Below are 25,966 nucleotides of genomic sequence, written 5' to 3'. Positions count from 1 at the left end.
CTTAGGGCGATTGCACACTACTCTACTCCATTTCTCCCCTTGGCGGCGGCAGTTGCGCTGCCCGGCGAAATCCCCTTAAATAAGCCATCGCATTGCGGCTACAGGACTTCCGTCGGCTATGAGCAAGGAGACCAACCAGCGTCTGCTGGACAAACTGCAGCAGGATCTGGCCAGCGCGGGCGCGATGCCGCTGTATTTGCGCTTCAACGCCTCGGTGCGCCAGGCTATCGATCAAGGAGTGTTGAATGCGGGGGATTTTTTGCCCAGCGAGCGCCTGTTCACCGAACAACTCGGCATCTCGCGCATCACGGTGCGCAAAGCGCTGGCCTGCCTTGAGCAAGACGGCATCATCGGCCGTTCGCGCGGCTACGGCACCTTTATCCAGGCGCAACGGCCCGCGCCGAAGCTGCGCTATTCATTAGCGGACGTCAAAGGGTTCTCGCGCGAGGTGATGCAACAAGGGCGCCGGCCGGACACGCAATGGCTCAGCCGTGAACGGGTACCGGCCAGCGCCGAACTGGCGGAAAAGCTCCAGCTGGCGATCGGAACGCCGATCTATCAACTCAAACGTATCCACTTTCTCGATCGGCAGCCGATGTCGGTGGCGGTGTCCTACGTGGTGGCGGCGGCGATTGCCAACGTCGACGAGATTGGCATCTCGCTCTATGACTACTTCCGCCGAAATAACGTGGAGATGGGATCGCTGCGCAGCCAGGTCAGCGCGGCCATGGCCGATGACGACATCCGCCGGGCGCTGCAATTATCAGAACCGATGCCGCTGCTGATCGTGCGCCAGACGCTGTTCGACCACCGCAAGAAACCTATCGAATACAGCGAAAGCTTCTGCCGCAGCGACATGTACGAATTTACCAGCGAAAGCTGATCCGTTACGCCTCGCCCTGCCGACGGCGGCGAAAACGCACGAACGCCTGGGCATACGCCTCGACGTCCAGTGGATTCACCCGCTGCAACTGCGCCAGCAGCGCAGGATCCATCGCTTCGGCGCCGTGCAGCGCGCCGCAGACAGCGGTGGCCATCGCGCCGATGGTGTCGGTATCGCCCCCCAGGTTGGCGCACAGCACGGCGCAACGGGTAGGATCGGTTTGCGCCAGCTGCACCATCGCCAGCGCCGCCGGCACCGACTCGATGGTGCTCACCCCGGCGCCAATCAGTTGATATATCCGCTCGGATGCCTGTTCGGGATCGGCCGCCTCATCCACCACCTGAAACGCCAACTCGATGCGCGCCGCCAGCGAAGGGCTGAACGTCGTCACCTGACGGCGCTGGGCATACTCCGCCACGCCCGGCAACGCCAGACGAATCGAGGCCCAGTCCGCCCCCTCCACCGCACGCGAAACCGCCCAGGCGATCGCCACGGCACCGGCGACGGCGATGTCGGATTTGTGCGTCGGGCTGGAGGCCAGCCACACCTGCTGACAGAACCCCTCCAGCGGCGCAGACGGCAGCACGCAACCCAAAGGCGAAATGCGCATCGCCGCGCCGTTGGTGATGCCGTTGTTTTCCAACGCGGCGATCGGCGTGCCCGCTTTCTGCTCGCTCAACGCCAGTTTGGAACTGGGGCCGAGAATGTTCTTGTTGAAGGCGTCAAAACTGTCCACCCAGCGGATCACGTTGCGGGCGATCAGTTCTGGCACCACCTCGCCTTCCGCTTCCAGCAGCGCATCGGCCAGCGCCAACGCCATCGAGGTATCGTCGGTATATTGCCCGGCCTTGAAGTAACAGGCGGCTGAGTTCTCCGCCGGCCCATCGAGGAAGCCGTCTATCCAGCCGAAGTGGCGCTTAACCCGCTCGCGCGGCCACAGCTCGGAAGGCATGCCGAGCGCGTCGCCCAGCATCTGTCCGTAAAATACGCCCGCTATGCGTTCTGCCTGGGTTAATTGCTTCATCCATCGCTCCTGAGAAAATATGCCGATACCTCAATAATACCTTATTAGTACCTTTAAAGCTTATCAAGCGCTCCGGTTCACACTTTCCTTTCGCGGCAATGCCCGACGCGTTTAAGTTGCGTTTAACGTTGCCCCGCCGCTGTTTATCCGACGTTTATCAGAGCTTGTCGATAATGTCGGCGAACAAATTGATAACGCTTATTTTAATACATTGCTTCGGCTCTCTTGCGGGCCGGGCGGGTTATACCTACCATAACCTCAGCATTTTTTGCCAAAATGGTTCAGGTGGCCGCGTTATCCCCTGACACGCCGCAGAGCGTGTTCCCTTTTATCGCGTGGGTGACAGGACATTCACCCGCACAGTCACAGGAGTTCGCCATGCGAGTACTGGTTGTTGAAGATAATGGTTTGCTGCGCCACCACCTTTCCGTTCAGATGCGCGAGATGGGCCATCAGGTCGATGCGGCTGAAGACGCCAAGGAAGCCGATTATTTCCTGCAGGAGCATGCGCCGGATATCGCCATCGTCGATCTCGGCCTGCCGGGCGAAGACGGCCTGAGCCTGATCCGCCGTTGGCGCGCGCACCAGACCAAGCTGCCGATCCTGGTGCTGACCGCCCGCGAAAGCTGGCAGGACAAAGTGGCGGTGCTGGAAGCCGGCGCCGACGACTATGTCACCAAGCCGTTCCACCTGGAAGAAGTGATCGCCCGCATGCAGGCTTTGATGCGCCGCAACAGCGGCCTGGCATCGCAGGTGATCGTGCTGCCGCCGTTCCAGATCGATCTGTCGCGCCGCGAACTGAGCGTCAACGATCAACAGATCAAGTTGACCGCCTTTGAATACACCATCATCGAGACCCTGATCCGCAACGCCGGCAAGGTGGTGAGCAAGGATTCGTTGATGCTGCAGCTTTACCCGGACGCCGAACTGCGCGAAAGCCACACCATCGACGTGCTGATGGGCCGCTTGCGCAAGAAGGTGCAGGCGGAATACCCGCATGAAGTGATCACCACGGTACGTGGCCAGGGCTATCGTTTTGACGCGAAGTGAACATGATGTTCAACAAGAATAAAAAACCGTTTTCGCTGCGCGCCCGCTTCCTGATGGCGACCGCCGGGGTGATCCTGGCGCTGTCGCTCTCTTACGGTTTGGTGGCGGTCGTCGGCTACATCGTCAGCTTCGACAAGACCGCCTTCCGCCTGCTGCGCGGCGAAAGCAACCTGTTCTTCAGCCTGGCGCAGTGGAAAGACAACAAGCTCACCATCGCCATTCCTCCCGATATCGATCTCAATTTTCCCACGCTGGTGTTTATCTACGACGATAAAGGCAACCTGCTGTGGAGCCAGCGCAAGGTGCCGGAGCTGGAGAAGCTGATCAACAAGGAATGGCTGGAGGAGTCCGGCTTCTACGAAATTGACACCGATACCCGCATCAGTAGCGAAGTGCTGGGGGACAACCCCAAAGCGCAGGATCAGCTGAAGAATTATGACGATACCGATCAGAACGCGCTGACGCACTCGGTGGCGGTCAATACCTATGCCGCCACGGCGCGGCTGCCGGCGTTGACCATCGTGGTGGTCGACAGCATTCCGCAGGAGCTGCAGCGCTCAGACGTAGTGTGGGAGTGGTTCAGCTACGTGCTGCTGGCCAACCTGCTGCTGGTGGTGCCGCTGCTGTGGCTGGCGGCCTACTGGAGCCTGCGGCCGATCAAGGCGCTGGTCAATCAGGTGGGCGAGCTGGAGAACGGCGAACGCGATCAGTTGGATGAGAACCCGCCCAGCGAACTGCGCGGCCTGGTGCGCAATTTGAACATTCTGGTGCGCAACGAACGCCAGCGCTACACCAAATACCGCACCACCCTGTCGGATCTGACCCACAGCCTGAAAACGCCGCTGGCGGTGCTGCAAAGCACCCTGCGCTCGCTGCGCAGCGGCAAGCAGACCACTATCGAAGAAGCCGAGCCGATCATGCTGGATCAGATCGGGCGCATCTCTCAGCAGATCGGTTACTACCTGCATCGGGCCAGCATCAACTCCGGCCAGACGGTGCTGACGCGCGAGATCCACTCGGTGCCGGCGCTGCTCGACAGCCTGGTGGTGGCGCTGAACAAGGTTTATCAGCGCAAAGGGGTGGTGATCACGCTGGACATCTCGCCGGAAGTGACCTTTATGGGCGAGAAGAACGACTTTATGGAAGTGATGGGCAACGTGTTGGAAAACGCCTGCAAATACTGCCTCGAGTTCGTGGAAATCACCTCGCTGCACTCCGATAAAAACCTCATCCTCGTCATCGACGACGACGGCCCGGGCATCCCGGAAAGCAAGCGCCAGCTGATCTTCCAGCGCGGCCAGCGGGTGGATACCCTGCGTCCCGGTCAGGGCCTTGGCCTGTCGGTGGCGGCGGAGATCATCGAGCAATACGACGGCGAAATCGTCATCAGCGACAGCCCGCTCGGCGGCGCGCGCATGCAGGTCACCTTCGCCCGCCAGCACGATACCCACCACAACGAGTAAATTATGCCTCTGCGGCCCCGATCCACGGGGCCAAACTTCCGTTATAATCGCACTCAGGCTCACTCCTCTATCCTGGAATAGAACATGGATTATCAATTAGACCTGGACTGGAACGATTTTTTGCAACGTTATTGGCAAAAACGTCCGGTGATTCTGAAGCGCGGCTTCAAAAACTTTATCGATCCGATCTCCCCGGATGAGCTGGCCGGGCTGGCGATGGAAAACGAAGTGGACAGCCGCCTGGTCAGCCACCAGGACGGCCGTTGGCAGGTCGCGCACGGCCCCTTCGAGAGCTTCGATCACCTGAGCGAAAACAACTGGTCGCTGCTGGTGCAGGCGGTGGACCACTGGCATGAGCCTTCCGCAGCGCTGATGCGCCCGTTCCGCCAACTGCCGGACTGGCGGATGGATGACCTGATGATCTCCTTCTCGGTGCCGGGCGGCGGCGTCGGCCCGCACCTCGATCAGTACGACGTGTTCATCATTCAGGGCACTGGCCGCCGCCGCTGGCGAGTCGGGGAAAAAACGCCGCTGAAACAGCACTGCCCGCATCCGGATCTGCTGCAGGTAGAGCCGTTCGACGCCATCATCGACGAAGAGATGGAGCCGGGCGACATTCTCTACATTCCGCCGGGCTTCCCGCACGAAGGCTACGCGCTGGAAAACGCGCTCAACTACTCGGTGGGCTTCCGCGCGCCGAACGGCCGCGAGCTGGTGAGCGGCTTCGCCGATTACGTGCTGGCGCGCGAGCTGGGCAGCAAACGCTACGGCGATCCGGACGTTAAACTGCGCGAACACCCGGCGGAGATCCTGCCGCAGGAAGTGGACGCCTTACGGCAGATGATGCTGGATCTGGTGCAACAGCCGGAACACTTCCAGCACTGGTTCGGCGAGTTTATCTCCCAATCGCGCCACGAGCTGGATCTGGCGCCGCCGGAGCCGCCGTATCAGGCCGGGGAAATCTACGAACTGCTGCAACAGGGTGAAGCGCTGCAGCGCCTGGGCGGGTTGCGCGTGCTGCGCGTCGGCGATCGCTGCTTCGTCAACGGCGAACTGATCGACACCGACCAGCTGCAGGCCGCAGACGCCCTGTGCCAGCACTTCAGCGTCGACGCTGCCCTGCTCGGCGACGCGGTGGACGATCCGTCATTCCTGGCGCTGCTGACCGCGCTGGTCAACAGCGGCTATTGGTACTTTAACGACTGATTGCGAGTACGCGAACAAGCCACCCTATCGGGTGGCTTTTTTTATGCCTGCCGCGCCTGCGCGCGAAAACCGGCCAGCGCTTCATTCGCCATGCCCGCCTGCTCCGCCGCCGTGCAAATCTGCCGCCAGGTATTGGCGTCTATCGGTATGCCCTGCTCCAGCCGCGCCGCGCGGTTGGCCTCTTCCCATTCTCCCGGCACCGCGATCGGTTGTTCGCCGCTCGGCGGCGACGCCTTCACCCAGCCGATAAACGCTTCGGCCTCGGCCTGCATTTGCGGGGCGTCGAAGGCCTGAGGATCGAGGATCAGGGTCGTCATGCAGTTGAAGATGGCGTCGCTGTCGGCTTTCAGCGTGGCGTCGTGGGTGGTGCGGCCACCGGAGAGCGCGCCGCCGAGGATCTCGCACATCGCCGCCAGCGCATAGCCTTTGTGCAAGCCGAACGGCAACAGTGACCCGAACGGCGCTTCGTGCATCACCTTCGGTTCGGTGGTGGGTTGCCCGTGTTCGTCGATCAGATAGCCCGGCGCCACCGACAAGCCTTTGTTATAGGCCACCCGAGTCTTGCCGAAGGCGATGCCGCTGGTGGCGAAATCCAACAGCAGCGGCGTGCGGCCCGGCCGCGGGAAAATGGCGCAGAACGGGTTGGTGCCGAAGCGGCGATCGCTGCCGCCGAACGGCGCCACCATCGGATCACCTACCACGTTGACGAAGTGAATCGAGATAAAACCGGCGCGGGCGCACTGTTCCGCCCAATGGCCGATGCGGCCGATATGGTGCGCGTTGTGCAGCGCCACCGCCGCCAGGCCCAGTTTGCCGGCGCGCTCAATGCCCAGCGCCATCGCTTCGCTGGCCACCACCTGGCCGAAGCCGCGCGCACCGTCGAGCGTCAGCACCGCGCCGGCGTCGCGCACCACCTCGGCATGTTGATTAAGCTGCAATTGCCCTTGCGCCAACGATGCCATGTAACTGGGGATCATGCCGACGCCGTGCGAATCGTGCCCGGCCAGATTAGCCTGCACCAGGTGATCGGCCACCAGCTCGGCTTCGCGCGCCGTGCTGCCGGCCTGGCGCCAAATCGCCTGAACGAACTGCGTCAAATGCGAGCCGGCGATGCGGAATTCGGTGCTCATCATGCGGTCCTTATGCGTGGGGAATGGACTTCCACACTATGAGCAACGCCTTGTTGCGGCAAGCGATTATGATAATCGCAAGCGTCCCGTTTTACCGCGCCCGCTCGGCGGTCAGCGCCGCGATGCGCATGATCACCGCCACCGCTTGCTCCATGCCTTCCAGCGTCACGAATTCGTGCTTGCCGTGGTAGTTGTAGCCGCCGGTGAACAGGTTCGGGCACGGCAGGCCGCGGAACGACAGCTGCGCGCCGTCGGTGCCGCCGCGGATCGGTTTCATCACCGGTTCAATGTCGCAGTCGCGCATTGCCTGCTGCGCCAGCGCGATCGCGTGCGGATGCTCCGCCACCTGTTCGCGCATGTTGTAATAACTGTCTTCGATGCTGACTTCAATATAACAATCGCGCGGCAGGCCTTTGCCGACCTCGCGGGCGATGTCCACCATCTTGCGTTTGCGCGCCTCGAATCCCTCGCGCTCGAAGTCGCGCAGGATGTAGTGCATTTCGGCGCGTTCCACGCTGCCCTTGATGCTGCTGAGGTGGTAAAAGCCCTGGTAACCCTCGGTGGTCTCCGGCGTTTCGTCCGCCGGCAGCGCCTGATGAATGCGGGTAGCCAGCGACAGCGCGTTGACCATCACGCCCTTGGCGCTGCCGGGGTGCACGCTGTTGCCGAGGATTTTGATCGTCACCGAGGCGGCATTGAAGTTTTCGCACTCCAGCTCACCGACGCCGCCGCCGTCCACCGTGTAAGCCCATTCGGCATTGAAGGCCGCCACGTCGAACAGCTGTGCCCCCTTGCCCACCTCTTCATCCGGGGTGAAGGCCACGCGGATGTCGCCGTGCGGGATTTTGCGCGCGCGCAGGCGCGCCATGGCGGTGAGGATCTCGGCGATGCCGGCCTTGTCGTCGGCGCCCAGCAGCGTTTTGCCGTCGGTGGTGATCAGGGTCTGCCCCAACATCTGGTGCAGGATCGGGAACATCACCGGCGACAGCACTTCATCGCCAATGCCGAGCGCAATATCGCCGCCGCGATAGTTCTCGACGATCTGCGGATTGACGTGTTTGCCGCTGAAATCCGGCGAAGTATCCAGATGGGCGATAAAACCGACCGCCGGCACCGGCCAGGCGACGTTACCCGGCCAGGTGCCCATCACGCAGCCGTGCTCGCTGAGCGACACCCGCTCGAAGCCGAGCGCGATCATTTCCTGCTGCAACGCACGCGCCAGCTTCAACTGCCCGTCGGTACTCGGCACATGCTTTACGTTCGCTTTGGACTGGGTGTCAAAAGAGACGTAGTTGAAAAAGCGGTCAAGTAATTTATCCATGGTAGCGGCCCCTCAGAATATCGCGTTTCATTATGCTGAACCGATCAGGATCAAATATTGCGTCAGGTCATTTTTAACCAGAATTCGCCAATATCATTAATCTTTGTGATGATTTCAGAGGGAAATAACGCTGTCATCACAGGGTCATTTGTCGCTATCATGATGAAAAACGCGGCATCTGGGCCGGATCGGCTTTCAATTCCGGCATTCAGCGTCTATCATGCGCGCTCGAAAAATTTCCATTGGCGCAACTGGTTTGAGCTTCTTTTGAATCGCGGGCATGCCCGCAAGCTCCGGCAGTCTTTTCCAGTTGCGGTTCTATCTGCATTAGCCCACGGGATAGAGTAAGACGATAAATGACTGAGACATCCTCTCGAGCCCCCCTTGTTGAACTGCATGCCCTGAGCAAAGCGTTCGATGGCAAAACCATCATTGCCGATCTGGATCTGACGATTAATCACGGCGAATTCCTCACCATTCTTGGCCCCTCCGGCTGTGGCAAAACCACGGTGCTGCGCCTGATTGCCGGTCTGGAAGACGCCGATCGGGGCCGCATCGCGCTCGACGGCCAGGACATCACCGCCATTGCGGCCGAGCATCGCCACGTCAACACCGTGTTTCAGAGCTATGCCCTGTTTCCGCACATGTCGGTGTTCGACAACGTCGCTTTCGGCCTGCGCATGCAAAAGGTGCCGGCGGCCGAACTGACGCCGCGCGTCGAAGAGGCGCTGCGCATGGTGCAGTTGGATGCCTTCGCCAAGCGGCGGCCGGGCCAGCTCTCCGGTGGCCAACAGCAGCGTGTGGCCATCGCCCGCGCGGTGGTCAACAAGCCGAAAGTGCTGCTGCTGGACGAATCGCTGTCGGCGCTGGACTACAAGTTGCGCAAGCAGATGCAGAACGAACTGAAAGCGCTGCAGCGCAAGCTGGGCATCACCTTCGTGTTCGTCACCCACGATCAGGAAGAAGCGTTGACCATGTCGGATCGCATCGTGGTGATGCGCGAAGGCCGCATCGAGCAAGACGGCACGCCGCGTGAGATCTATGAAGAGCCGAAAAACCTGTTCGTCGCCAGCTTCATCGGCGAGATCAACATCTTCGACGCGGTGGTCCTGCAACGCCTCGATCCGCAGCGGGTGCGCGCCAATGTGGAAGGCCGCGAGTGCGACATCTATGCCGATCTGCCGGTAGAACCGGGCCAAAAGCTCAAGGTGCTGCTGCGCCCGGAGGATCTGCGGGTGGAAGAAGTGAACGACAGCGCGCAGCACGACGGGCTGATCGGTTACGTGCGTGAGCGCAACTACAAAGGCATGACGCTGGAATCGGTGGTCGAGCTGGAGAACGGCAAAACGGTGATGGTCAGCGAGTTCTTCAACGAAGACGATCCGGACGTCGATCACTCGCTCAATCAGAAGATGGCGGTGACCTGGGTCGAAAGCTGGGAGGTGGTGCTGGCCGATGAAGAAATCGCGTAAAGTCTTCCAGAATGTGGTGATCGTCGGCGTCGTCGCCTGGCTGTTGCTGTTCGTGTTCATGCCGAACCTGATGATCATCGGCGCCAGCTTCCTGACCCGTGATGACGCCAACCTGGTGCAGATGGTGTTCACGCTGGATAACTACCGGCGCTTGTTCGATCCGCTGTATGCCCAGGTGCTGCTGCACTCGCTGAACATGGCGCTGATCGCCACCCTGTGCTGCCTGGTGATCGGCTATCCGTTCGCCTTTATTCTGGCGCGCTTGCCGCAGAAGGTGCGGCCGCTGCTGCTGTTTCTGCTGATCGTGCCCTTCTGGACCAACTCGCTGATCCGCATCTACGGCCTGAAGCTGTTTCTCAGCACCCGCGGCTATCTCAACGACGCGCTGCTGTGGATCGGCGTTATCGACAAGCCGCTGCGCATCATGTACACCTCGGAAGCGGTGATCCTCGGCCTGGTATATATCCTGCTGCCGTTTATGGTGATGCCGCTCTACTCCAGCATCGAAAAGCTCGATAAATCCTGCCTGGAGGCGGCGCGCGATCTCGGCGCCAGCAAGCTCCAAACCTTTATCCGCATCATCGTGCCGCTGACCATGCCGGGCATTATCGCCGGCTGCCTGCTGGTGGTGCTGCCGGCGATGGGGCTGTTCTTCGTCGCCGATCTGATGGGCGGAGCCAAAAACCTGCTGATCGGCAACGTGATTAAAAGCCAGTTCCTCAATATCCGCGACTGGCCGTTCGGCGCGGCCACCAGCATCTGCCTGACGCTGGTGATGGGGCTGTTGCTGCTGGTCTATTACCGGGCCGCCCGCCTGCTGAACAAGAAAGAGGATCTGGCATGATCGGACGTCTGCTGCGCGGCGGCTTTATGACGCTGGTATACGCCTATCTGTATATCCCGATCGTCATCCTGATCGTCAACTCCTTCAACGCCTCGCGCTTCGGCATCAACTGGCAAGGGTTCACCACCAAGTGGTACAGCACGCTGCTCAACAACGACAGCCTGTTGCAGGCGGCGGGCCACTCGCTGACCATGGCGGTGCTCTCCGCCACCTTCGCCACGCTGATCGGCTCGCTGACCGCGGTGGCGCTGTACCGCTACCGCTTCCGCGGCAAACCGTTCGTCGGCGGCATGCTGTTTGTGGTGATGATGTCGCCGGACATCGTGATGGCCATCTCGCTGCTGGTGCTGTTCATGTTGCTGGGCATTTCGCTCGGCTTCTGGTCGCTGCTGTTCTCGCACATCACCTTCTGCCTGCCGTTCGTGGTCGTGACCGTCTACGCGCGCCTGAAAGGCTTCGACGTGAAGATGCTGGAAGCCGCGCGCGATCTCGGCGCAAGCGAGTTCACCATCCTGCGCAAAATCATTCTGCCGCTGGCGATGCCGGCGGTGGCGGCCGGTTGGCTGCTGAGCTTCACCCTGTCGATGGACGACGTGGTCGTCTCCTCCTTCGTCACCGGGCCGAGCTACGAGATTTTGCCGCTGAAGATCTATTCGATGGTGAAAGTCGGCGTCTCGCCTGAGGTTAACGCGCTGGCCACCATTTTGCTGCTGCTGTCGCTGACGCTGGTGATCGCCAGCCAGTGGGTGATGCGCGATCGCTCGCCCAAGGCCGAGTAATCCTTCCCGCCGGGCGCTGCGGCGCCCGTCTCTTTCATTGACCACAATGATATGAAAGCGGCCTTTGGTGATGGCCCTGACTCGGTTAACCCGCTGATTTGCCGCTGGGATAACCGCCTTTACCCACCCCGCCCCGGCCCCTATAATGGCCCCTTTCTGGGGTATGGCGCGGCCGAAAACGGCGGCTCATACGGGTTCGGCTCACTACTGCTGAAGGATACGCTGCATGAAAAAGTGGTCACATCTGCTCGCAGCCGGGATGATGGCGCTGAGTTTCTGCTCTGCAAACGCCTCTGACGGCAAAACGCTGTATTTCTATAACTGGACTGAATACGTCCCGCCGGGGCTGCTGGAGCAGTTCACCAAAGAAACCGGCATCAAGGTGATTTATTCCACCTATGAATCCAACGAAAGCATGTACGCCAAGCTGAAGACCTACAAGGACGGCGCGTACGATCTGGTGGTGCCTTCCACTTACTTCATCGCCAAGATGAGCAAGGAAGGCATGCTGCAAAAAATCGACAAGAGCAAGCTCAGCCACTTCAAGGATCTCGATCCTACCCTGCTGAACAAGCCGTTCGATCCCAACAACGACTACTCCATCCCTTACATCTGGGGCGCCACCGCCATCGGCGTTAACAGCGACGCGCAGGATCCGTCCACCGTCACCTCCTGGGCCGATCTGTGGCAGCCGCAGTACAAAGGCCGTCTGCTGCTGACCGACGATGCGCGCGAAGTGTTCCAGATGGCGCTGCTCAAGCTGGGCTATTCGGGCAACACCACCGATCCGAAAGAGATCGAAGCCGCCTACCGCGAACTGCAAAAATTGATGCCGAACGTGCTGGCCTTCAACTCCGACAACCCGGGCAACCCGTTTATGGAAGGGGAAGTCAACGTCGGCATGGTGTGGAACGGTTCGGCCTTCGTGGCGCGCCAGGCCGGCACGCCGCTGGAGATCGTCTGGCCGAAGGAAGGCGGGATCTTCTGGATGGACAGCCTGGCCATTCCGGCCAACGCGCGCAACGTCGAGGGGGCGCTGAAGCTGATCGACTTCCTGCTGCGGCCGGAAATCGCGGTGCAGGTGGCGGAAACCATCGGTTACCCGACGCCGAACCTGGCGGCGAAGAAGCTGCTGTCGCCGGAGATCGCCAACGATCCGTCTCTCTACCCGGATAAAACTGTGATTGAGCACGGCGAGTGGCAAAACGACGTCGGCGACGCCAGCACGCTGTACGAAAGCTACTTCCAAAAGCTGAAAGCCGGGCGCTAACACGCCCGCCATCCCATCAGGGCGCGCATTGCGCCCTGATGTCTTTAGGGCTTATCGGCCCGCGCCACCTTGCCCACCAGGAATTTGTGCACAAAACGCGGCACCACTTCGCTGGCCAGGCCGTAGTGTTTCTCGTCGAACTGGCTTTCCACCTGACTCGGCTCCAGGTTCAGCTCCATCGCGTAGGCGCCGCCCAGCCGCGCCTCATGCACGAACCCGGCCGCCGGATAGACATGGCCGGAGGTGCCGATGGCGACGAAGAAATCGGCCTTGCTCAGCGCCTGGTAGATGTCGTCCATGCCCAGCGGCATCTCGCCGAACCACACCACGTGCGGCCGCAACGGCGCCGGGAACTGGCAGCAGTGGCAACGCTCATCGACGCTGAGATCGCCGGGCCACTCGAACACCTGGCCCGACTGGGTGCAGCGCACCTTCAGCAATTCGCCGTGCATGTGCAGCACCCGCTTGCTGCCGGCGCGCTCATGCAGGTTATCGATGTTTTGCGTGACCAGCAGGAAGTTGTCCCCCAGCCACTCTTCCAGATCCGCCAGCGCGCGGTGCGCGGCGTTCGGGGCGATGTCCTCGGTCTGCAGCTGGCGGCGACGTTCATTGTAAAACGCCTGCACCAGCGCCGGATCGCGCTGAAAACCTTCCGGCGTGGCGACGTCCTCCACCCGGTGCTCTTCCCACAGCCCATCCGCGGCGCGGAAGGTGCGAATGCCCGACTCGGCCGAAATGCCGGCCCCGGTCAACACCACCACAAACGGCTTTTTCAGCTCGGCCGCCGCCATGGTGTCACGGTGAAAAATGCGTGAACGAAAGCGCTGATGCAGCACATGCTTACTCTTGCGAAACTGACACAGCCGATGGCGAGTGTGCATTAACTCTCTCCTTACTTTTCCCTGTTTACCCTTCTTACTGAACGTTGCGGCGTTGTTGGCTGTATACATTCACGCCTGGCCGCAACGCCCATTACGTTGGGCGAGTCAAATTGAGAAACGCTGCGCCGCGCACGCCGCCGGCGTCGCCATAGCGCGCCTTCTCGATGCGCGGCAGCCGAGCCACCCGCAGCAGGTGCGCCGGTAGCCGCTGCGGCAACGCCTGGTAAATGGCGTCGAAGTTCGACAGCCCGCCGCCGATCACCACCAGGTGCGGATCCAGCACCGTCAGCAGGTTACCCAGGCAGATCGCCAGCACGTCCATAAAGCGATCGACATGCGCCACGGCCTGCGGCTCACCCGCCTGATAATGCGCAATGATCTCGGTGGCAGGCAAGCGCCGGCCATAAAAATGGGCGTACATCCATTCGAAACCGCGGCCCGATATGTAATTTTCAATGCAACCCTGATGGCCGCACCCGCAGGCGACGCGAGGCACATCACGCCCCAGCACCTCGAGCGCGTCCACCGGCAGGCGCAAATGGCCGAACTCGCCGGCGATATAGTTGCGCCCGGGCACCGTCTTGCCCTCGACGATCAGGCCGCCGCCTACGCCGGTGCCGAGGATGATGCCCAGCACCGTCGGGTAGCGGCGGAACTCGTCGTCCCAGGCCTCCGACAGCGCAAAGCAGTTGGCGTCGTTATCGACCCGCACCTCGCGCCCGATCAGCGCCGCCAGATCGCGCGGCAGCGGCCGCCCCATCGCCGCCGGCACATTGGCGGTAAACAGCGTGCCGTCATCGTCGTTGGGCAGGCCCGGAATGCCGATGCCGACGCTGCCGCGCCGGCCGCAAAACGCATCCGCCTCAAGGGTCAGCTCGCACAGCGTAGCCAGCAGTTGCCGATAATCGTCGCGCGGCGTCGGCATCCGCTTTTGCCAAATGCGCTGCAGGCTGTCGTCGAACACCCCCAGCTCAATCTTGGTGCCGCCCATATCGAAACCGTAGTACATAACCCATCCCCAGGCTAAAAAAACGGGGCGGCATCGCTGCCTCCCCGTGGGTTTTATTGTCCGCTCAGCACCCGCGCCGGATCGATGCGGCTGGCGCGCCTCGCCGGATACCAACTGGCCAACAGACTCAGCACGATAGCGGTCGCCAGCACGATCAGCACGTCCAGCCAGTGCAGCTCGGAAGGCAGGAAGTCGATGAAGTAGATATCGCCCGACAGGAAGGAGTGGCCGACCAGTTTCTCGATGCCCCGGATGATGTTGGTCAGCTGCAGCGAGGCGATCACCCCGATCACCACGCCGCTCAGGCTGCCCAGCAGCCCGGCCAGCAGCCCATACCAGATGAAAATGGCGCGGATAAAGCCGTCTTTGGCGCCCAGGGTGCGCAGCACCGCGATGTCGGCGCTTTTGTCTTTCACCGCCATCACCAGCGTGGAAACGATGTTGAAGCAGGCCACGCCGATCACCAGCACCATCGCCAGGTACATGATGGCGCGGATCATCTGGATGTCGCGGTACATGTAGCCGTACTTGCCGATCCAGCTCTTGATATAGATGTAAGCGTTGGTCACTTCGCCGGCGTCGCGCACCAGCTTGTTGGCGGCGAACACGTCGTTCATCTTGAGAGCGATACCCGTGACGCTGTCACCCATGTCGAGATACTGCTGCGCATCGGCCAGCGGCACCAGCGCCAGGCTGTGATCGAGCTGGCCGCTGAGCTGCAAAATGCCGGTCACGTGCAGGCGAATACGCTTCGGCTGCAGCAGCTTCATCTCAGGGTCGCTGTTGGGGATCATCACCGTGACATAGGCGCCCTGCTTGACGCCCAGCGCGTCGGCCACGCCCTTGCCGAGGATCACCTGCTGCTCGCCGGGCTTGAAGTTGGCCCAGGCGTCGCCCTGCACATACTGCGGCAACGCGCTCAGTCGGCTCTCCTGCTGCGGATCCACACCTTTGACTTCCACCGCGCGCAGCTGAGCACCGTTTTCCATCAGGCCGGTAAAGTTGATGTACGGCGCGGCGGCCACAATGCCCGGCACCTTTTCCACCCGCTGCAGAATCGACGGCCAGCCGCTGAACGGCTGATTGACCGGCTCGAGCTCGCCGTGCGGCACCACCGCCAGAATGCGGTTCTTCAGCTCGCGCTCAAAGCCGTTCATCGCGCTCAGACCGACGATCAGCACCGCCACCCCCAGCGCGATGCCAATGGTGGAGATGACCGAGATCAGCGACACCATGCCGCCGCGTTTACGGCCGCGGCTGAAACGCAGGGCCGTCAGGAAGGACAGTGAGGCTCCCGCCATTACTCGGCCCCCATCAGGGTCAGCTGCGCCTGCAGGTGACCGTCGGCCATTTCCAACTGGCGGCTCAAGCGCTTGGCCAGCTGCAGATCGTGCGTTACCACCAGGAAAGCGGTGCCCTGACGCACGTTCAGCTCACCGAGCAGATCGAAGATGCTGTCCGCGGTGCGCTTGTCGAGGTTGCCGGTCGGTTCGTCCGCCAGCACCAGCGCCGGGTTATTAACCAGCGCGCGCGCGATCGCCACGCGCTGACGCTCGCCGCCGGAAAGCTCGGACGGACGGTGTTTGCTGCGCTTTTCCAGCCCGACCGCCGCCAGCATCTCCCGCGCTTTCTCCTGCGCCTGAGCCGGTTTGGCGCCACCGATCAAGAGCGGCATGGCGGCGTTTTCCAGCGCGGTGAAGTCCGGCAACAGGTGGTGGAACTGATAGATGAAGCCCAGCTGGCGGTTGCGCAGCTCAGCCTTGGCCGCCGAAGACATGGCGTTCAGCGATTCGCCCTTGAAAATCACCTCGCCGGAGGTCGGCGAGTCCAGCCCGCCCAGCAGGTGCAGCAGGGTGCTCTTGCCGGAACCCGAGCTGCCGACGATCGCCATCATCTCGCCCTGCTGCATGGCAAAGCTGACGTTGCGCAGCACGTCGGTGTGCAGGTTGCCTTCCTGATAGGTCTTGCACAGGTTGTCACACTGCAGCAAAAGATGGTTACTCATAACGTAAAGCCTCAGCGGGTTGTACGGCGGCAGCGCGCCATGAAGGATAGAGCGTGGACAACAGGGAAACCGCCATCGCCACCACGGCGATGATCGTCACCTGCAGCGGATCGACCGCCACCGGCAGCGAAGCGCCGTCGATCAATGCGCCGAGGATCGGCATCAGGTTATTCAGGTTGGTGGCCAGCAGCACGCCGAGCAGCGTGCCGAGCAGCGAACCGATGATACCGGCGCTGGCGCCCTGCACCATAAACACCGACATGATCTGGCGGCGAGTCAGCCCCTGGGTCTGCAGAATGGCGACCTCGCCCTGCTTTTCCATCACCAGCAGGCCGAGCGACGTAATGATGTTAAACGCCGCCACCGCCACGATCAGGCTGAGCAGCAGCCCCATCATGTTTTTCTCCATGCGCACCGCCTGGAACAGCTCGCCCTTGCGATCGCGCCAGTCTTTCCAGACCGTGCCCGCCGGTAGCGCCTGTTGGCTGAGGGTATCGACCGCCAGCGGCTGCTGCAGGAACAGGCGCCAGCCGGTGATGTTGCCGGCCGGGTAGCGCATCAGGCGCGAAGCGTCCTGTTGGTTGACCAGCAGTTGATAGCCGTCCACCTCGCTGTTGGCGTGGAAGGTGCCGATAAGGGTGAACAGGCGCTGGCTGGGAATGCGGCCCATCGGTGTGAACTGGCTGGCGCTCGGCACCATCACGCGCAGCGAATCGCCGCGCTTGACGCCGAGTTGCCCCGCCAGCTGTTCGCCGATGATGATGTTGTATTGGCCCGGCTGCAGCTGTTGCTGCTTGACGTTGACCAGATACGGGGTCAGCGGATCGGCTTCGTCGGGATTGACGCCGAGCATCACCCCGACCGCCACGCTGCGGGCGCTTTGCAGCACCACGTCACCGGTGGTCAGCGGTGCGACGCGCGTGACGCCCTGCAGCTTCTGCACCTCGGAGGCCGGCAGCTGCTGCGGGTTGACCGATCCTTGCGGACTGGTAACCAACGCCTGCGGCATCAGGCCGAGGATGTTGTTCTCCAGATCCTTTTCGAAACCGTTCATCACCGACAGCACGGTGACCAACGCCATCACCCCCAGCGTAATGCCGATGGTGGAAAGCCAGGAAACAAACCGCCCGAAGCGGTCTGAGGCTCGCCCGCGCATGTAGCGCAGGCCAATGAATAACGCGACAGGTTGATACATGAAATCCGTTTGATAGCCGTGGCTTAAGCAAAGTGATCATGGATAATAAAGGCTCTCCCTCGTTTAGGGAACACCCGAGGGCCTTTTATTGCGTGGCGGCGAAGAGGGAGACGGCGGCAGCTTCGCGCGTTATTTATCCTCAGCCGCAAAAAACAGACGACATTAACCGGTTAAATAACCGGCAGAAAATTGATGGGCAGCGCTTTTTGCTGTGTCAGTTTGCCGGCCGCTGGGCTACTATAAACAGCATAAAGGCGCTGGGTTATCCGTGCCGGAACGCCCTCTAACACATTGATTAAAGATACCTGAATGAGCACTTCCGATAGCCGTAACCGTTCCTCATCCCCCCGTTATTCTCTGCCCGATCGCGCGGGCGATCTGCGCCAGCTGGGGCAACTGACCGGCGCGGCCTGCGCCGTGGAGTGCGCCGAGATCGTCGAACGCCACCCTGGCCCGGTGATGCTGATCGCGCCGGACATGCAAAACGCCCTGCGGCTGCGCGACGAGATCCAGCAGTTCACCGATCAGATGGTGACCACGCTGTCCGACTGGGAAACCCTGCCGTACGACAGCTTCTCGCCGCATCAGGAAATCATCTCGGATCGTTTGTCGAGCCTGTATCACCTGCCGACCATGGCGCGCGGCGTGATTATTCTGCCGGTCAACACCCTGATGCAGCGCGTCTGCCCGCACGAGTTCCTGCACGGACACGCGCTGGTGATGAAGAAAGGCCAGCGCCTGTCGCGCGACAAGCTGCGCGCGCAGCTGGAACAGGCCGGTTACCGCAGCGTCGATCAGGTGATGGAGCACGGCGAATTCGCCACCCGCGGCGCGTTGCTCGACCTGTATCCAATGGGCAGCGATGAGCCTTACCGCATCGACTTCTTCGATGACGAAATCGACAGCCTGCGCATCTTCGACGTCGACACCCAGCGCACGCTGAGCGAAGTCGAGGCCATCAATCTGTTGCCGGCCCACGAGTTCCCTACCGACAAAAACGCCATCGAGCTGTTCCGCAGCCAGTGGCGCGAGCAGTTTGAGGTGCGTCGCGACGCCGAGCACATCTATCAGCAGGTCAGCAAAAGCGCCTGGCCCGCCGGCATCGAATACTGGCAGCCGCTGTTCTTCAGCCAGCCGCTGCCGTCGCTGTTCAGCTACCTGCCGGCCAATACGCTGATCGTCAACACCGGCGATCTGGAGGGCGCCGCCGAGCGCTTTTGGCAGGACGTCAACCAGCGTTTCGAAAGCCGCCGCGTCGATCCGATGCGCCCGCTGCTGGCGCCGGATACGCTGTGGCTGCGCGTTGACGCACTGTTCGGCGAGCTGAAAGCCTGGCCGCGCATCGCGCTGAAAACCGATGAGCTGCCGGCCAAAGCGGGCAATACCAATCTGGACTACCATGCCCTGCCCGATCTGGCGGTGCAGGCGCAGCATAAATCCCCGCTGGATAATCTGCGCCGCTTTATTGAAAGTTTTGACGGCAGCGTGATCTTCTCCGTCGAGAGCGAGGGGCGGCGTGAAACGCTGCAGGATCTGCTCGGCCGCATCAAGCTGGCGCCTGCCTTGATCCAACGACTAGATCAGGCGGAAACCGCGGGCCGTTACATGATGGTCGGCGCCGCCGAACACGGCTTCCTCGACGGCCTGCGCCGGCGGGCGCTGATCTGCGAAAGCGATCTGCTCGGCGAGCGCGTCAGCCGTCGCCGGCAGGACAACCGGCGCACCATCAATACCGATACCCTGATCCGCAACCTGGCGGAGCTGCATCCCGGCCAGCCGGTGGTGCACCTGGAGCACGGTGTGGGCCGCTATGTCGGCCTGACCACGCTGGAGGCCGGCGGCATCAAGGCCGAATACCTGATCCTCTCCTACGCCGGTGAGGACAAGCTGTACGTGCCGGTGTCATCGCTGCACCTGATCAGCCGCTACGCCGGCGGCGCGGACGAAAACGCTCCGCTGCACAAACTGGGCGGCGACGCCTGGACGCGCGCGCGGCAGAAAGCGGCCGAGCGGGTGCGCGACGTAGCGGCCGAGCTGCTGGATATCTACGCCCAGCGCGCCGCCAAGGCCGGTTTCGCCTTCAAACACAACCGCGAGCAGTACCAGCTGTTCTGCCAGAGCTTCCCGTTCGAAACCACGCCGGATCAGGAACAGGCGATCAACGCGGTGCTGAGCGACATGTGCCAGCCGCTGGCGATGGACCGCCTGGTCTGCGGCGACGTCGGCTTCGGCAAAACCGAAGTGGCGATGCGCGCCGCCTTCCTGGCGGTGGAAAACGGCAAGCAGGTGGCAGTATTGGTGCCGACGACGCTGCTGGCGCAGCAGCACTTCGACAACTTCCGCGATCGCTTCGCCACCTGGCCGATCCGCATCGAGATGATGTCGCGCTTCCGCAGCGCCAAAGAGCAGCAACAGGTACTGGACGACGCGGCCGAAGGCAAAGTGGACATCATCATCGGCACCCACAAACTGCTGCAAAGCGATCTGCGCTGGAAGGATTTGGGGCTGCTGATCGTCGATGAAGAGCACCGCTTTGGCGTGCGCCACAAGGAGCGCATCAAGGCGATGCGCGCCGATGTCGATATCCTGACGCTGACCGCCACGCCAATCCCGCGGACGCTGAACATGGCGATGAGCGGCATGCGCGATCTGTCTATCATTGCCACCCCACCGGCGCGCCGGCTGGCGGTGAAGACCTTCGTGCGCGAATACGACAGCCTGGTGGTGCGCGAGGCGATCCTGCGCGAAGTGCTGCGCGGCGGCCAGGTTTACTACCTTTACAACGACGTGGAAAACATCGAGAAAGCGGCGCAGCGTCTGGCTGAGCTGGTGCCGGAAGCGCGCATCGCCATCGGCCACGGCCAGATGCGCGAACGCGATCTGGAACGGGTGATGAACGATTTCCACCACCAGCGCTTCAACGTACTGGTGTGCACCACCATCATTGAAACCGGCATCGATATCCCCAGCGCCAACACCATCATCATCGAGCGGGCCGATCGCTTCGGCCTGGCGCAGCTGCATCAATTGCGCGGCCGCGTCGGGCGTTCGCACCACCAGGCTTACGCCTATCTGCTGACGCCAAACCCGAAAGCCATGGGCACCGACGCCCATAAACGGCTCGAGGCCATCGCCTCGCTGGAAGACCTCGGCGCCGGTTTTGCGCTGGCGACCCACGATCTGGAGATCCGCGGCGCCGGTGAGCTGCTGGGCGAAGACCAGAGCGGCCAGATGACCACCGTCGGCTTCTCGCTCTACATGGAACTGCTGGAAAGCGCCGTCGACGCGTTGAAAAACGGCCGCGAACCGTCGCTGGAAGATCTCACCAACAGCCAGACCGAGGTGGAGCTGCGCATGCCGGCGCTGCTGCCGGAAGATTTCATTCCCGACGTCAATACCCGCCTGTCGCTGTATAAGCGCATCGCCAGCGCGAAGAACGACGGTGAATTGGATGAGCTGAAGGTCGAACTGATCGACCGCTTCGGTCAACTGCCGGACGCGGCGCGTAACCTGTTGCAGTGCGCAGCGCTGCGGCTACATGCGCAGAAGCTGGGGATCAAACGCATCGAGAGCAACGAGCGCGGCGGCTTTATCGAGTTCGGCGACAATAACCGCGTCGACCCGGGTTATCTGATCGGCCTGTTGCAGGGCAATCCGCAGGTTTACCGCCTGGATGGCCCGAGCAAGCTGAAGTTCACGCTCGATCTGGCCGATCGCCAGAAACGCCTGACGTTCACCGAAGAGCTGCTGAACGCGTTCCGCGAACACACGCTGGCGGCCTGAGCCAACGCCCCCGCCGTGGCGGCGGGGGCGGCTTACTCGCGCGGAAAACCGGCCCCCAGCGGCGCCAGCTGCATCACGCGGCTGGTCACCACCCGGTTTTTGCCGCTGCGCTTCGCCTCATACAACGCTTCGTCGGTCATGGCGATCGCCTTGTCCAGCGTCATGCCGGGCAGATACAGCGACACGCCGATCGACAGCGTGATGTGCGCTTCGTCGTGCGCATTCAGCAAAAACGTCGAGCTTTCCACCGCGCTGCGAATGCGCTCCGCCACTCCGCCGATGATCTGCGGATCGTAGCTGGCGGTGATCACCATAAACTCCTCGCCACCGTAGCGCCCGACGAAGTCCTCGTTACGCACGCTGTTTTGCAGCAGCCGCCCCACGCTGGCCAGCAGCACGTCACCGGCCGGGTGACCGTAAGTGTCGTTGATGTTTTTGAAGTTATCCAAATCGAGGATCATCAGCCCGCACGGGCGACGTTCGGCGCGCTGCAGCATCAGGTGATAATCGACGCTGGCGCGGTTGTTGATATGGGTCACGCTGTCGGTCGTGGCGCGCGCGCGCATCGCGAAATAGGCGTAGATGTGGCGCTCTTTGAAATTCAGCGCATGATAGCAAATCGCCAGACAGAGCGCCGAAGCCGCCTGGTACAGCAACACATCCGGCCACAGCCCGCTCAGGTCCACCAACAGCCACACCACAACGATGCGATACAGCGCGATGACGCCGATCGTCAGGTAAAACACCCGATGGGATTTCTTCAGCCACACCCGCGACAGCAGCAGCGGCGCGACAATCGAGGCGATGAACAGGTTATCGACGGTGAAGCCACCGGTCAGTGCCATAGCGAACAGAAAGCTCACCAGCCCACTGACGCCGCCGCCGAAGAACGTCACCAAAATCATCGGGATCATCGCAAAGCTGTAGTGAACCTTATCGGTCAGCTCCAGGCGGTCCTGGCTTAAGTACAGCGCTGCCACGCCGGCCAGCAGGCCGAAAACGATGCGCTTCCACCGTGCGGATTGATAAGAAAACGGGGCATTCTTGCTGAGCAGGAAATAGCTTATCGACAGCGTGGCGTAGGTGATGCAGGCGTCGCTGTAAAGGGTGGAAATGGACGCAATGTAAGTCATAAATAGTCAGCGCGCTCCTCGGGATCGCCAGGGGTAATGTAAAGACGTTGAATAACGCATCCCTGTCGTCTCCGCTTCGGCGGCGGCCATTTTACACAGTCTATTAATAGAGTAGCAGTTCTATCTTATCGCCAAGCCGTCTATCTCACGATGCTCGCTTCAGGCTACTCTGTCCTTTGTATATCGGGGGAGAAACGCATGAATATCGACGATGAACTGCAGGCGCTCAGCGAACAGGAAGCGACGCTGGCCTTTACCCATTTTGACGCCACCACCGCCTGGGAGCTGGGCGCGGCGCTGAAAACCGCCGCCGAGCGACGCGGCCTGAGCATCGCCATCGAAATCCAACTGGCCGGGCAGACGCTGTTTTATTACGCCATGCCGGGCGCCACGCCGGACATCGCCGACTGGGTGCGGCGCAAGCGCAATCTGGTAAACCATTTTCACAAAAGTTCTTACGCCATCGGCCTGCGTCTGCAGCAGCGGCAAACGTCGCTGGAGGAGCGCTACGGGCTGAGCGTACGCGACTATTCGGTGCACGGCGGCGCCTTCCCGCTCACCCTGACCGGCCTCGGCTGCGTCGGCAGCATCAGCATTTCCGGCGCGCCGCAGAAGGAAGATCACCAGCTGTTGGTAAGCACTTTAGCCCACTTTCTCGGCTTATCCCTACCCGCTCTGCACTAACCGCCAAAACCTTGATTATTCCTTTCTTTTTCAGCCGCAGAATCTGCGGCTTACTTACCTGTTAACGGCATTTAGCGCCGGATAAAACGACGACACTCTGATTTCCTGTGCCAAATTGACGCAGGTCTGGTAATCCGCTGAACAAAAGGCGTATGGTATCTGTCACGTGACAAGACGGACCTCATCGGGCCCGCCATTCCTTTCACTTTTGAAGATTTGGTACGCACCGTAGATGAAAACCCATGAAATAAACAAAATTCGCCCCTTCAGCGCGCTGATAGACGCCTGCTGGCGGGAACCTTATAGCCTGGCGCGGTTGCTGAAAGACGCCATCGCCGGGGTGACGGTCGGCATTATCGCCATTCCGCTGGCGATGGCGCTGGCGATCGCCAGCGGCGTGCCGCCGCAGTATGGCCTGTATACCGCCGCCATCGCCGGCATCGTCATCGCCGTCAGCGGCGGTTCGCGCTACAGCGTCTCCGGCCCCACCGCCGCCTTCGTGGTGATCCTCTATCCGGTCTCGCAGCAGTTCGGCCTGGCCGGCCTGCTGGTCGCCACGTTGATCTCCGGGGTATTTCTGCTGCTGATGGGGCTGGCGCGCTTTGGCCGGCTGATCGAGTACATTCCGCTGCCGGTGACGCTCGGTTTTACCTCCGGTATCGCCATCACCATCGCCACCATGCAGATTAAGGACTTTTTCGGTCTGCAGCTGACGCACACGCCGGAAAACTACGTCGGCAAGCTGTACGCCCTGCTGCAGGCGCTGCCGACGTTGGATCTCGGCGATACCCTGATCGGCGCGGTGACGCTCTTGATCCTGATCTTCTGGCCCAAACTCGGCCTGCGCGTGCCCGGCCACCTGCCGGCGCTGCTGGCAGGCACTGCGCTGATGGGGCTGCTGACGCTGTTTGACCACCCGGTGGCGACCATCGGCTCTCGTTTCAGCTACCTGCTGGCCGACGGCAGCAGCGGCCAGGGCATCCCGCCTATCTTGCCGCAGCTGCTGCTGCCCTGGGATCTGCCGGGCGGCGGCGGGCAGCCGTTCAGCCTCAGTTGGCAAACCGTCTCCGCCCTGCTGCCGGCGGCGTTTTCGATGGCGATGCTCGGGGCGATCGAATCGCTGCTGTGCGCGGTGGTGCTCGACGGCATGACCGGCAAGAAGCATAACTCGAACAGCGAACTGATCGGCCAGGGCGCGGGCAACATCATCGCGCCGTTCTTCGGCGGCATCACCGCGACCGCCGCGATTGCCCGTTCGGCCGCCAACGTGCGCGCCGGCGCCACCTCGCCGGTATCCGCCATCATCCACGCGCTGCTGGTGCTGCTGGCGCTGCTGGTCCTGGCGCCGTGGCTCTCTTATCTGCCGCTGGCGGCGATGGCGGCGCTGCTGTTGATGGTCGCCTGGAACATGAGTGAGGCCCACAAGGTGGTTTACCTGCTGCGCCGGGCGCCGAAGGACGATATTTTGGTGCTGCTGCTGTGCATGTCGCTGACGGTGCTGTTCGACATGGTGATCGCCATTACCGTGGGCATCGTGCTGGCGTCGCTGCTGTTTATGCGCCGTATCGCCCGCATGACGCGGCTGAGCGAACTGAGCGCCGACGATGGCCGCCTGGTGCTGCGAGTGAACGGCCCGCTGTTCTTCGCCGCCGCCGAGCGCATCTTTACCGAACTGTTGGCGCGCAGCGAGGGCTATCGGACGATCGTGCTGCAATGGGATGCGGTGCCGGTGCTCGACGCCGGCGGCCTGAGCGCCCTGCGTCGCTTTATCGACGTGCTGCCGGCGGATAAAAAGCTGGTGATCACCGACGTGCCGTTCCAGCCGCTGAAAACCCTGGCGCGCGCGCGGGTGCAGCCGATCGAGGGCCGGCTGCAGTTCTACCCGACGCTGCCGGAAGCGCTGGCGGACACCGGCGCCTAAACGTAAAAAAGCCCGACGAGTCGGGCTTTTTTTTTGGCGATGAGCGCTTAGTTGCTGGTATCCAGCTCCGGGAAGCTCTTCACCAGGTCGTCGATGGCTTTCATCTGCGCCAGGAACGGCTCCAGCTTGTCCAGCGGCAGCGCGGACGGGCCGTCGCACTTGGCGTTGTTCGGATCCGGGTGCGCTTCGAGGAACAGCCCTGCCAGGCCAACCGCCATGCCGGCGCGCGCCAGCTCGGCCACCTGAGCGCGACGGCCGCCGGACGCGGCGCCGAACGGATCGCGGGTCTGCAGCGCGTGGGTCACGTCGAAGATTACCGGATGGCCGCCGGTCACGTTCTTCATCACGTTGATGCCCAGCATGTCGACCACCAGGTTGTCATAACCAAAGTTGCTGCCGCGATCGCACAGGATCACCTGGTCGTTGCCACCTTCTTTGAATTTGTCGACGATGTTGCCCATCTGTCCCGGGCTGACGAACTGTGGCTTCTTGACGTTGATTACCGCGCCGGTTTTCGCCATCGCTTCCACCAGATCGGTCTGACGCGCCAGGAAGGCCGGCAGTTGGATCACGTCAACCACTTCGGAAACCGGCTGCGCCTGCGCCGCTTCGTGAACGTCGGTGATGATTTTCACGCCGAAGGTTTTCTTCAGCTCTTCGAAGATCTTCATCCCTTCTTCCAGGCCCGGACCGCGGTACGAGTGGATGGAAGAACGGTTGGCTTTGTCGAAAGAGGCTTTGAAAACGTAAGGAATGCCCAGTTTTTGCGTCACGGTGACGTAGTGCTCGCAGATGCTCATCGCCAGATCGCGCGATTCCAGCACGTTCATACCGCCAAACAGCACAAACGGCAGGTCGTTTGCTACGTCGATGTCGCCAATGCTAACCACTTTCTGTTTCATGCTTTCGCCTT

General features: G+C 61.7%; 23 protein-coding genes. 13 read left to right on the top strand and 10 right to left on the bottom strand.

Annotation, left to right across the window (positions count from 1 at the left end; translation table 11 throughout):
- Window positions 1-118 precede the first annotated feature (118 nt).
- Entirely contained in the window at window positions 119-883 is a 765-nt protein-coding gene (locus EDY99_RS07195; protein WP_060659639.1) for a GntR family transcriptional regulator, read from the top strand.
- Between the two features lie 4 nt (window positions 884-887).
- On the opposite strand, the gene EDY99_RS07190 is transcribed toward EDY99_RS07195, so the two are convergent.
- On the bottom strand, window positions 888-1,907 hold the full coding sequence (locus EDY99_RS07190) for an ADP-ribosylglycohydrolase family protein (RefSeq protein ID WP_060659640.1): 1,020 nt from the start codon (window positions 1,905-1,907) through the stop codon (window positions 888-890).
- 378 nt (window positions 1,908-2,285) lie between these two features.
- Between EDY99_RS07190 and phoP the strand changes: the two genes are divergently transcribed.
- From phoP to EDY99_RS07175, 3 genes are all read left to right on the top strand, one after another.
- Window positions 2,286-2,957: a two-component system response regulator PhoP gene (phoP, locus tag EDY99_RS07185; RefSeq protein WP_004941169.1), complete on the top strand. Its 672-nt coding sequence runs from the start codon at window positions 2,286-2,288 to the stop codon at window positions 2,955-2,957.
- Between the two features lie 5 nt (window positions 2,958-2,962).
- The gene (gene phoQ, locus EDY99_RS07180; RefSeq protein ID WP_033644257.1) at window positions 2,963-4,420 is read left to right on the top strand and encodes a two-component system sensor histidine kinase PhoQ; all 1,458 of its coding nucleotides are present in this window, start codon (window positions 2,963-2,965) and stop codon (window positions 4,418-4,420) included.
- Window positions 4,421-4,504: 84 nt separating this feature from the next.
- Window positions 4,505-5,626: a cupin domain-containing protein gene (locus EDY99_RS07175; protein ID WP_004941161.1), complete on the top strand. Its 1,122-nt coding sequence runs from the start codon at window positions 4,505-4,507 to the stop codon at window positions 5,624-5,626.
- 41 nt (window positions 5,627-5,667) lie between these two features.
- Here the strand turns inward: EDY99_RS07175 and EDY99_RS07170 are convergent, their stop codons facing one another.
- Entirely contained in the window at window positions 5,668-6,756 is a 1,089-nt protein-coding gene (locus EDY99_RS07170; RefSeq protein ID WP_033644256.1) for a malate/lactate/ureidoglycolate dehydrogenase, read from the bottom strand.
- Window positions 6,757-6,847: 91 nt separating this feature from the next.
- Window positions 6,848-8,077, bottom strand: coding sequence for a peptidase T (gene pepT, locus EDY99_RS07165; RefSeq protein ID WP_123061624.1), 1,230 nt, complete (start codon window positions 8,075-8,077; stop codon window positions 6,848-6,850).
- Between the two features lie 57 nt (window positions 8,078-8,134).
- Between pepT and EDY99_RS24550 the strand changes: the two genes are divergently transcribed.
- From EDY99_RS24550 to potD, 5 genes are all read left to right on the top strand, one after another.
- A complete protein-coding gene (locus EDY99_RS24550; protein WP_127897190.1) occupies window positions 8,135-8,425 on the top strand; it encodes a hypothetical protein in 291 nt (96 codons plus the stop codon).
- 8 nt (window positions 8,426-8,433) lie between these two features.
- Complete coding sequence (gene potA, locus EDY99_RS07160; RefSeq protein ID WP_033642772.1) at window positions 8,434-9,549, top strand: spermidine/putrescine ABC transporter ATP-binding protein PotA; 1,116 nt, start codon at window positions 8,434-8,436, stop codon at window positions 9,547-9,549.
- Window positions 9,533-10,393: a spermidine/putrescine ABC transporter permease PotB gene (gene potB, locus EDY99_RS07155; protein WP_033642771.1), complete on the top strand. Its 861-nt coding sequence runs from the start codon at window positions 9,533-9,535 to the stop codon at window positions 10,391-10,393. Before potA ends, potB begins: the two co-directional genes overlap by 17 nt.
- Window positions 10,390-11,172, top strand: coding sequence for a spermidine/putrescine ABC transporter permease PotC (gene potC, locus EDY99_RS07150; protein ID WP_033642769.1), 783 nt, complete (start codon window positions 10,390-10,392; stop codon window positions 11,170-11,172). The genes potB and potC overlap by 4 nt, the downstream gene beginning before the upstream one ends.
- Window positions 11,173-11,398: 226 nt before the next feature.
- Window positions 11,399-12,442 carry a spermidine/putrescine ABC transporter substrate-binding protein PotD gene (gene potD / locus EDY99_RS07145; protein ID WP_033642768.1) on the top strand — a complete coding sequence of 348 codons (1,044 nt, stop codon included), beginning with the start codon at window positions 11,399-11,401 and terminating at the stop codon, window positions 12,440-12,442.
- 44 nt (window positions 12,443-12,486) lie between these two features.
- On the opposite strand, the gene cobB is transcribed toward potD, so the two are convergent.
- The 5 genes from cobB to lolC all read right to left on the bottom strand — a co-directional run bounded on the left by cobB (window position 12,487) and on the right by lolC (window position 17,532).
- Complete coding sequence (cobB, locus tag EDY99_RS07140; protein ID WP_046899329.1) at window positions 12,487-13,323, bottom strand: Sir2 family NAD+-dependent deacetylase; 837 nt, start codon at window positions 13,321-13,323, stop codon at window positions 12,487-12,489.
- Between the two features lie 91 nt (window positions 13,324-13,414).
- Entirely contained in the window at window positions 13,415-14,332 is a 918-nt protein-coding gene (gene nagK / locus EDY99_RS07135; RefSeq protein WP_123061623.1) for an N-acetylglucosamine kinase, read from the bottom strand.
- A gap of 53 nt (window positions 14,333-14,385) precedes the next feature.
- Window positions 14,386-15,633 carry a lipoprotein-releasing ABC transporter permease subunit LolE gene (gene lolE / locus EDY99_RS07130; RefSeq protein WP_033642765.1) on the bottom strand — a complete coding sequence of 416 codons (1,248 nt, stop codon included), beginning with the start codon at window positions 15,631-15,633 and terminating at the stop codon, window positions 14,386-14,388.
- Entirely contained in the window at window positions 15,633-16,337 is a 705-nt protein-coding gene (gene lolD, locus EDY99_RS07125; RefSeq protein WP_004941120.1) for a lipoprotein-releasing ABC transporter ATP-binding protein LolD, read from the bottom strand. The genes lolE and lolD overlap by 1 nt, the downstream gene beginning before the upstream one ends.
- Entirely contained in the window at window positions 16,330-17,532 is a 1,203-nt protein-coding gene (gene lolC, locus EDY99_RS07120; protein WP_038877815.1) for a lipoprotein-releasing ABC transporter permease subunit LolC, read from the bottom strand. The genes lolD and lolC overlap by 8 nt, the downstream gene beginning before the upstream one ends.
- A 38-nt stretch (window positions 17,533-17,570) precedes the next feature.
- Here lolC and EDY99_RS07115 point away from each other — a divergent pair, with 38 nt between their 5' ends.
- Complete coding sequence (locus tag EDY99_RS07115) at window positions 17,571-17,819, top strand: hypothetical protein (RefSeq protein WP_123061622.1); 249 nt, start codon at window positions 17,571-17,573, stop codon at window positions 17,817-17,819.
- A gap of 22 nt (window positions 17,820-17,841) precedes the next feature.
- The gene (gene mfd, locus EDY99_RS07110) at window positions 17,842-21,315 is read left to right on the top strand and encodes a transcription-repair coupling factor (protein WP_094143686.1); all 3,474 of its coding nucleotides are present in this window, start codon (window positions 17,842-17,844) and stop codon (window positions 21,313-21,315) included.
- Between the two features lie 32 nt (window positions 21,316-21,347).
- Here mfd and EDY99_RS07105 read toward each other — a convergent pair whose 3' ends face one another.
- Window positions 21,348-22,448, bottom strand: coding sequence for a GGDEF domain-containing protein (locus tag EDY99_RS07105; protein ID WP_123061621.1), 1,101 nt, complete (start codon window positions 22,446-22,448; stop codon window positions 21,348-21,350).
- Between the two features lie 198 nt (window positions 22,449-22,646).
- Between EDY99_RS07105 and EDY99_RS07100 the strand changes: the two genes are divergently transcribed.
- Window positions 22,647-23,132: a heme-degrading domain-containing protein gene (locus tag EDY99_RS07100; protein ID WP_025302499.1), complete on the top strand. Its 486-nt coding sequence runs from the start codon at window positions 22,647-22,649 to the stop codon at window positions 23,130-23,132.
- 232 nt (window positions 23,133-23,364) lie between these two features.
- On the top strand, window positions 23,365-25,053 hold the full coding sequence (gene dauA / locus EDY99_RS07095) for a C4-dicarboxylic acid transporter DauA (RefSeq protein WP_123061620.1): 1,689 nt from the start codon (window positions 23,365-23,367) through the stop codon (window positions 25,051-25,053).
- A gap of 47 nt (window positions 25,054-25,100) precedes the next feature.
- On the opposite strand, the gene kdsA is transcribed toward dauA, so the two are convergent.
- Window positions 25,101-25,955 (bottom strand): 3-deoxy-8-phosphooctulonate synthase, encoded by an 855-nt coding sequence (kdsA, locus tag EDY99_RS07090; protein WP_004941087.1) that lies wholly within the window; start codon window positions 25,953-25,955, stop codon window positions 25,101-25,103.
- Window positions 25,956-25,966: the final 11 nt, after the last annotated feature.

The sequence above is a fragment of the Serratia sp. LS-1 genome (genome assembly GCF_003719595.1).
In the GTDB taxonomy this organism is placed as follows: domain Bacteria; phylum Pseudomonadota; class Gammaproteobacteria; order Enterobacterales; family Enterobacteriaceae; genus Serratia; species Serratia ureilytica.
This window is presented reverse-complemented; position numbering and strand designations above follow the sequence as displayed.

Excerpts from the sequence above, each read along its gene's own strand:
- EDY99_RS07195 (WP_060659639.1), top strand. The coding sequence starts at position 119 with ATGAGCAAGGAGACCAACCAGCGTCTGCTGGACAAACTGCAGCAGGAT.
- EDY99_RS07190 (WP_060659640.1), bottom strand. The coding sequence starts at position 1,907 with ATGAAGCAATTAACCCAGGCAGAACGCATAGCGGGCGTATTTTACGGA.
- phoP (WP_004941169.1), top strand. The coding sequence starts at position 2,286 with ATGCGAGTACTGGTTGTTGAAGATAATGGTTTGCTGCGCCACCACCTT.
- phoQ (WP_033644257.1), top strand. The coding sequence starts at position 2,963 with ATGTTCAACAAGAATAAAAAACCGTTTTCGCTGCGCGCCCGCTTCCTG.
- EDY99_RS07175 (WP_004941161.1), top strand. The coding sequence starts at position 4,505 with ATGGATTATCAATTAGACCTGGACTGGAACGATTTTTTGCAACGTTAT.
- EDY99_RS07170 (WP_033644256.1), bottom strand. The coding sequence starts at position 6,756 with ATGAGCACCGAATTCCGCATCGCCGGCTCGCATTTGACGCAGTTCGTT.
- pepT (WP_123061624.1), bottom strand. The coding sequence starts at position 8,077 with ATGGATAAATTACTTGACCGCTTTTTCAACTACGTCTCTTTTGACACC.
- potA (WP_033642772.1), top strand. The coding sequence starts at position 8,434 with ATGACTGAGACATCCTCTCGAGCCCCCCTTGTTGAACTGCATGCCCTG.
- potB (WP_033642771.1), top strand. The coding sequence starts at position 9,533 with ATGAAGAAATCGCGTAAAGTCTTCCAGAATGTGGTGATCGTCGGCGTC.
- potC (WP_033642769.1), top strand. The coding sequence starts at position 10,390 with ATGATCGGACGTCTGCTGCGCGGCGGCTTTATGACGCTGGTATACGCC.
- potD (WP_033642768.1), top strand. The coding sequence starts at position 11,399 with ATGAAAAAGTGGTCACATCTGCTCGCAGCCGGGATGATGGCGCTGAGT.
- cobB (WP_046899329.1), bottom strand. The coding sequence starts at position 13,323 with ATGCACACTCGCCATCGGCTGTGTCAGTTTCGCAAGAGTAAGCATGTG.
- nagK (WP_123061623.1), bottom strand. The coding sequence starts at position 14,332 with ATGTACTACGGTTTCGATATGGGCGGCACCAAGATTGAGCTGGGGGTG.
- lolE (WP_033642765.1), bottom strand. The coding sequence starts at position 15,633 with ATGGCGGGAGCCTCACTGTCCTTCCTGACGGCCCTGCGTTTCAGCCGC.
- lolD (WP_004941120.1), bottom strand. The coding sequence starts at position 16,337 with ATGAGTAACCATCTTTTGCTGCAGTGTGACAACCTGTGCAAGACCTAT.
- lolC (WP_038877815.1), bottom strand. The coding sequence starts at position 17,532 with ATGTATCAACCTGTCGCGTTATTCATTGGCCTGCGCTACATGCGCGGG.
- EDY99_RS07115 (WP_123061622.1), top strand. The coding sequence starts at position 17,571 with ATGGATAATAAAGGCTCTCCCTCGTTTAGGGAACACCCGAGGGCCTTT.
- mfd (WP_094143686.1), top strand. The coding sequence starts at position 17,842 with ATGAGCACTTCCGATAGCCGTAACCGTTCCTCATCCCCCCGTTATTCT.
- EDY99_RS07105 (WP_123061621.1), bottom strand. The coding sequence starts at position 22,448 with ATGACTTACATTGCGTCCATTTCCACCCTTTACAGCGACGCCTGCATC.
- EDY99_RS07100 (WP_025302499.1), top strand. The coding sequence starts at position 22,647 with ATGAATATCGACGATGAACTGCAGGCGCTCAGCGAACAGGAAGCGACG.
- dauA (WP_123061620.1), top strand. The coding sequence starts at position 23,365 with ATGAAAACCCATGAAATAAACAAAATTCGCCCCTTCAGCGCGCTGATA.
- kdsA (WP_004941087.1), bottom strand. The coding sequence starts at position 25,955 with ATGAAACAGAAAGTGGTTAGCATTGGCGACATCGACGTAGCAAACGAC.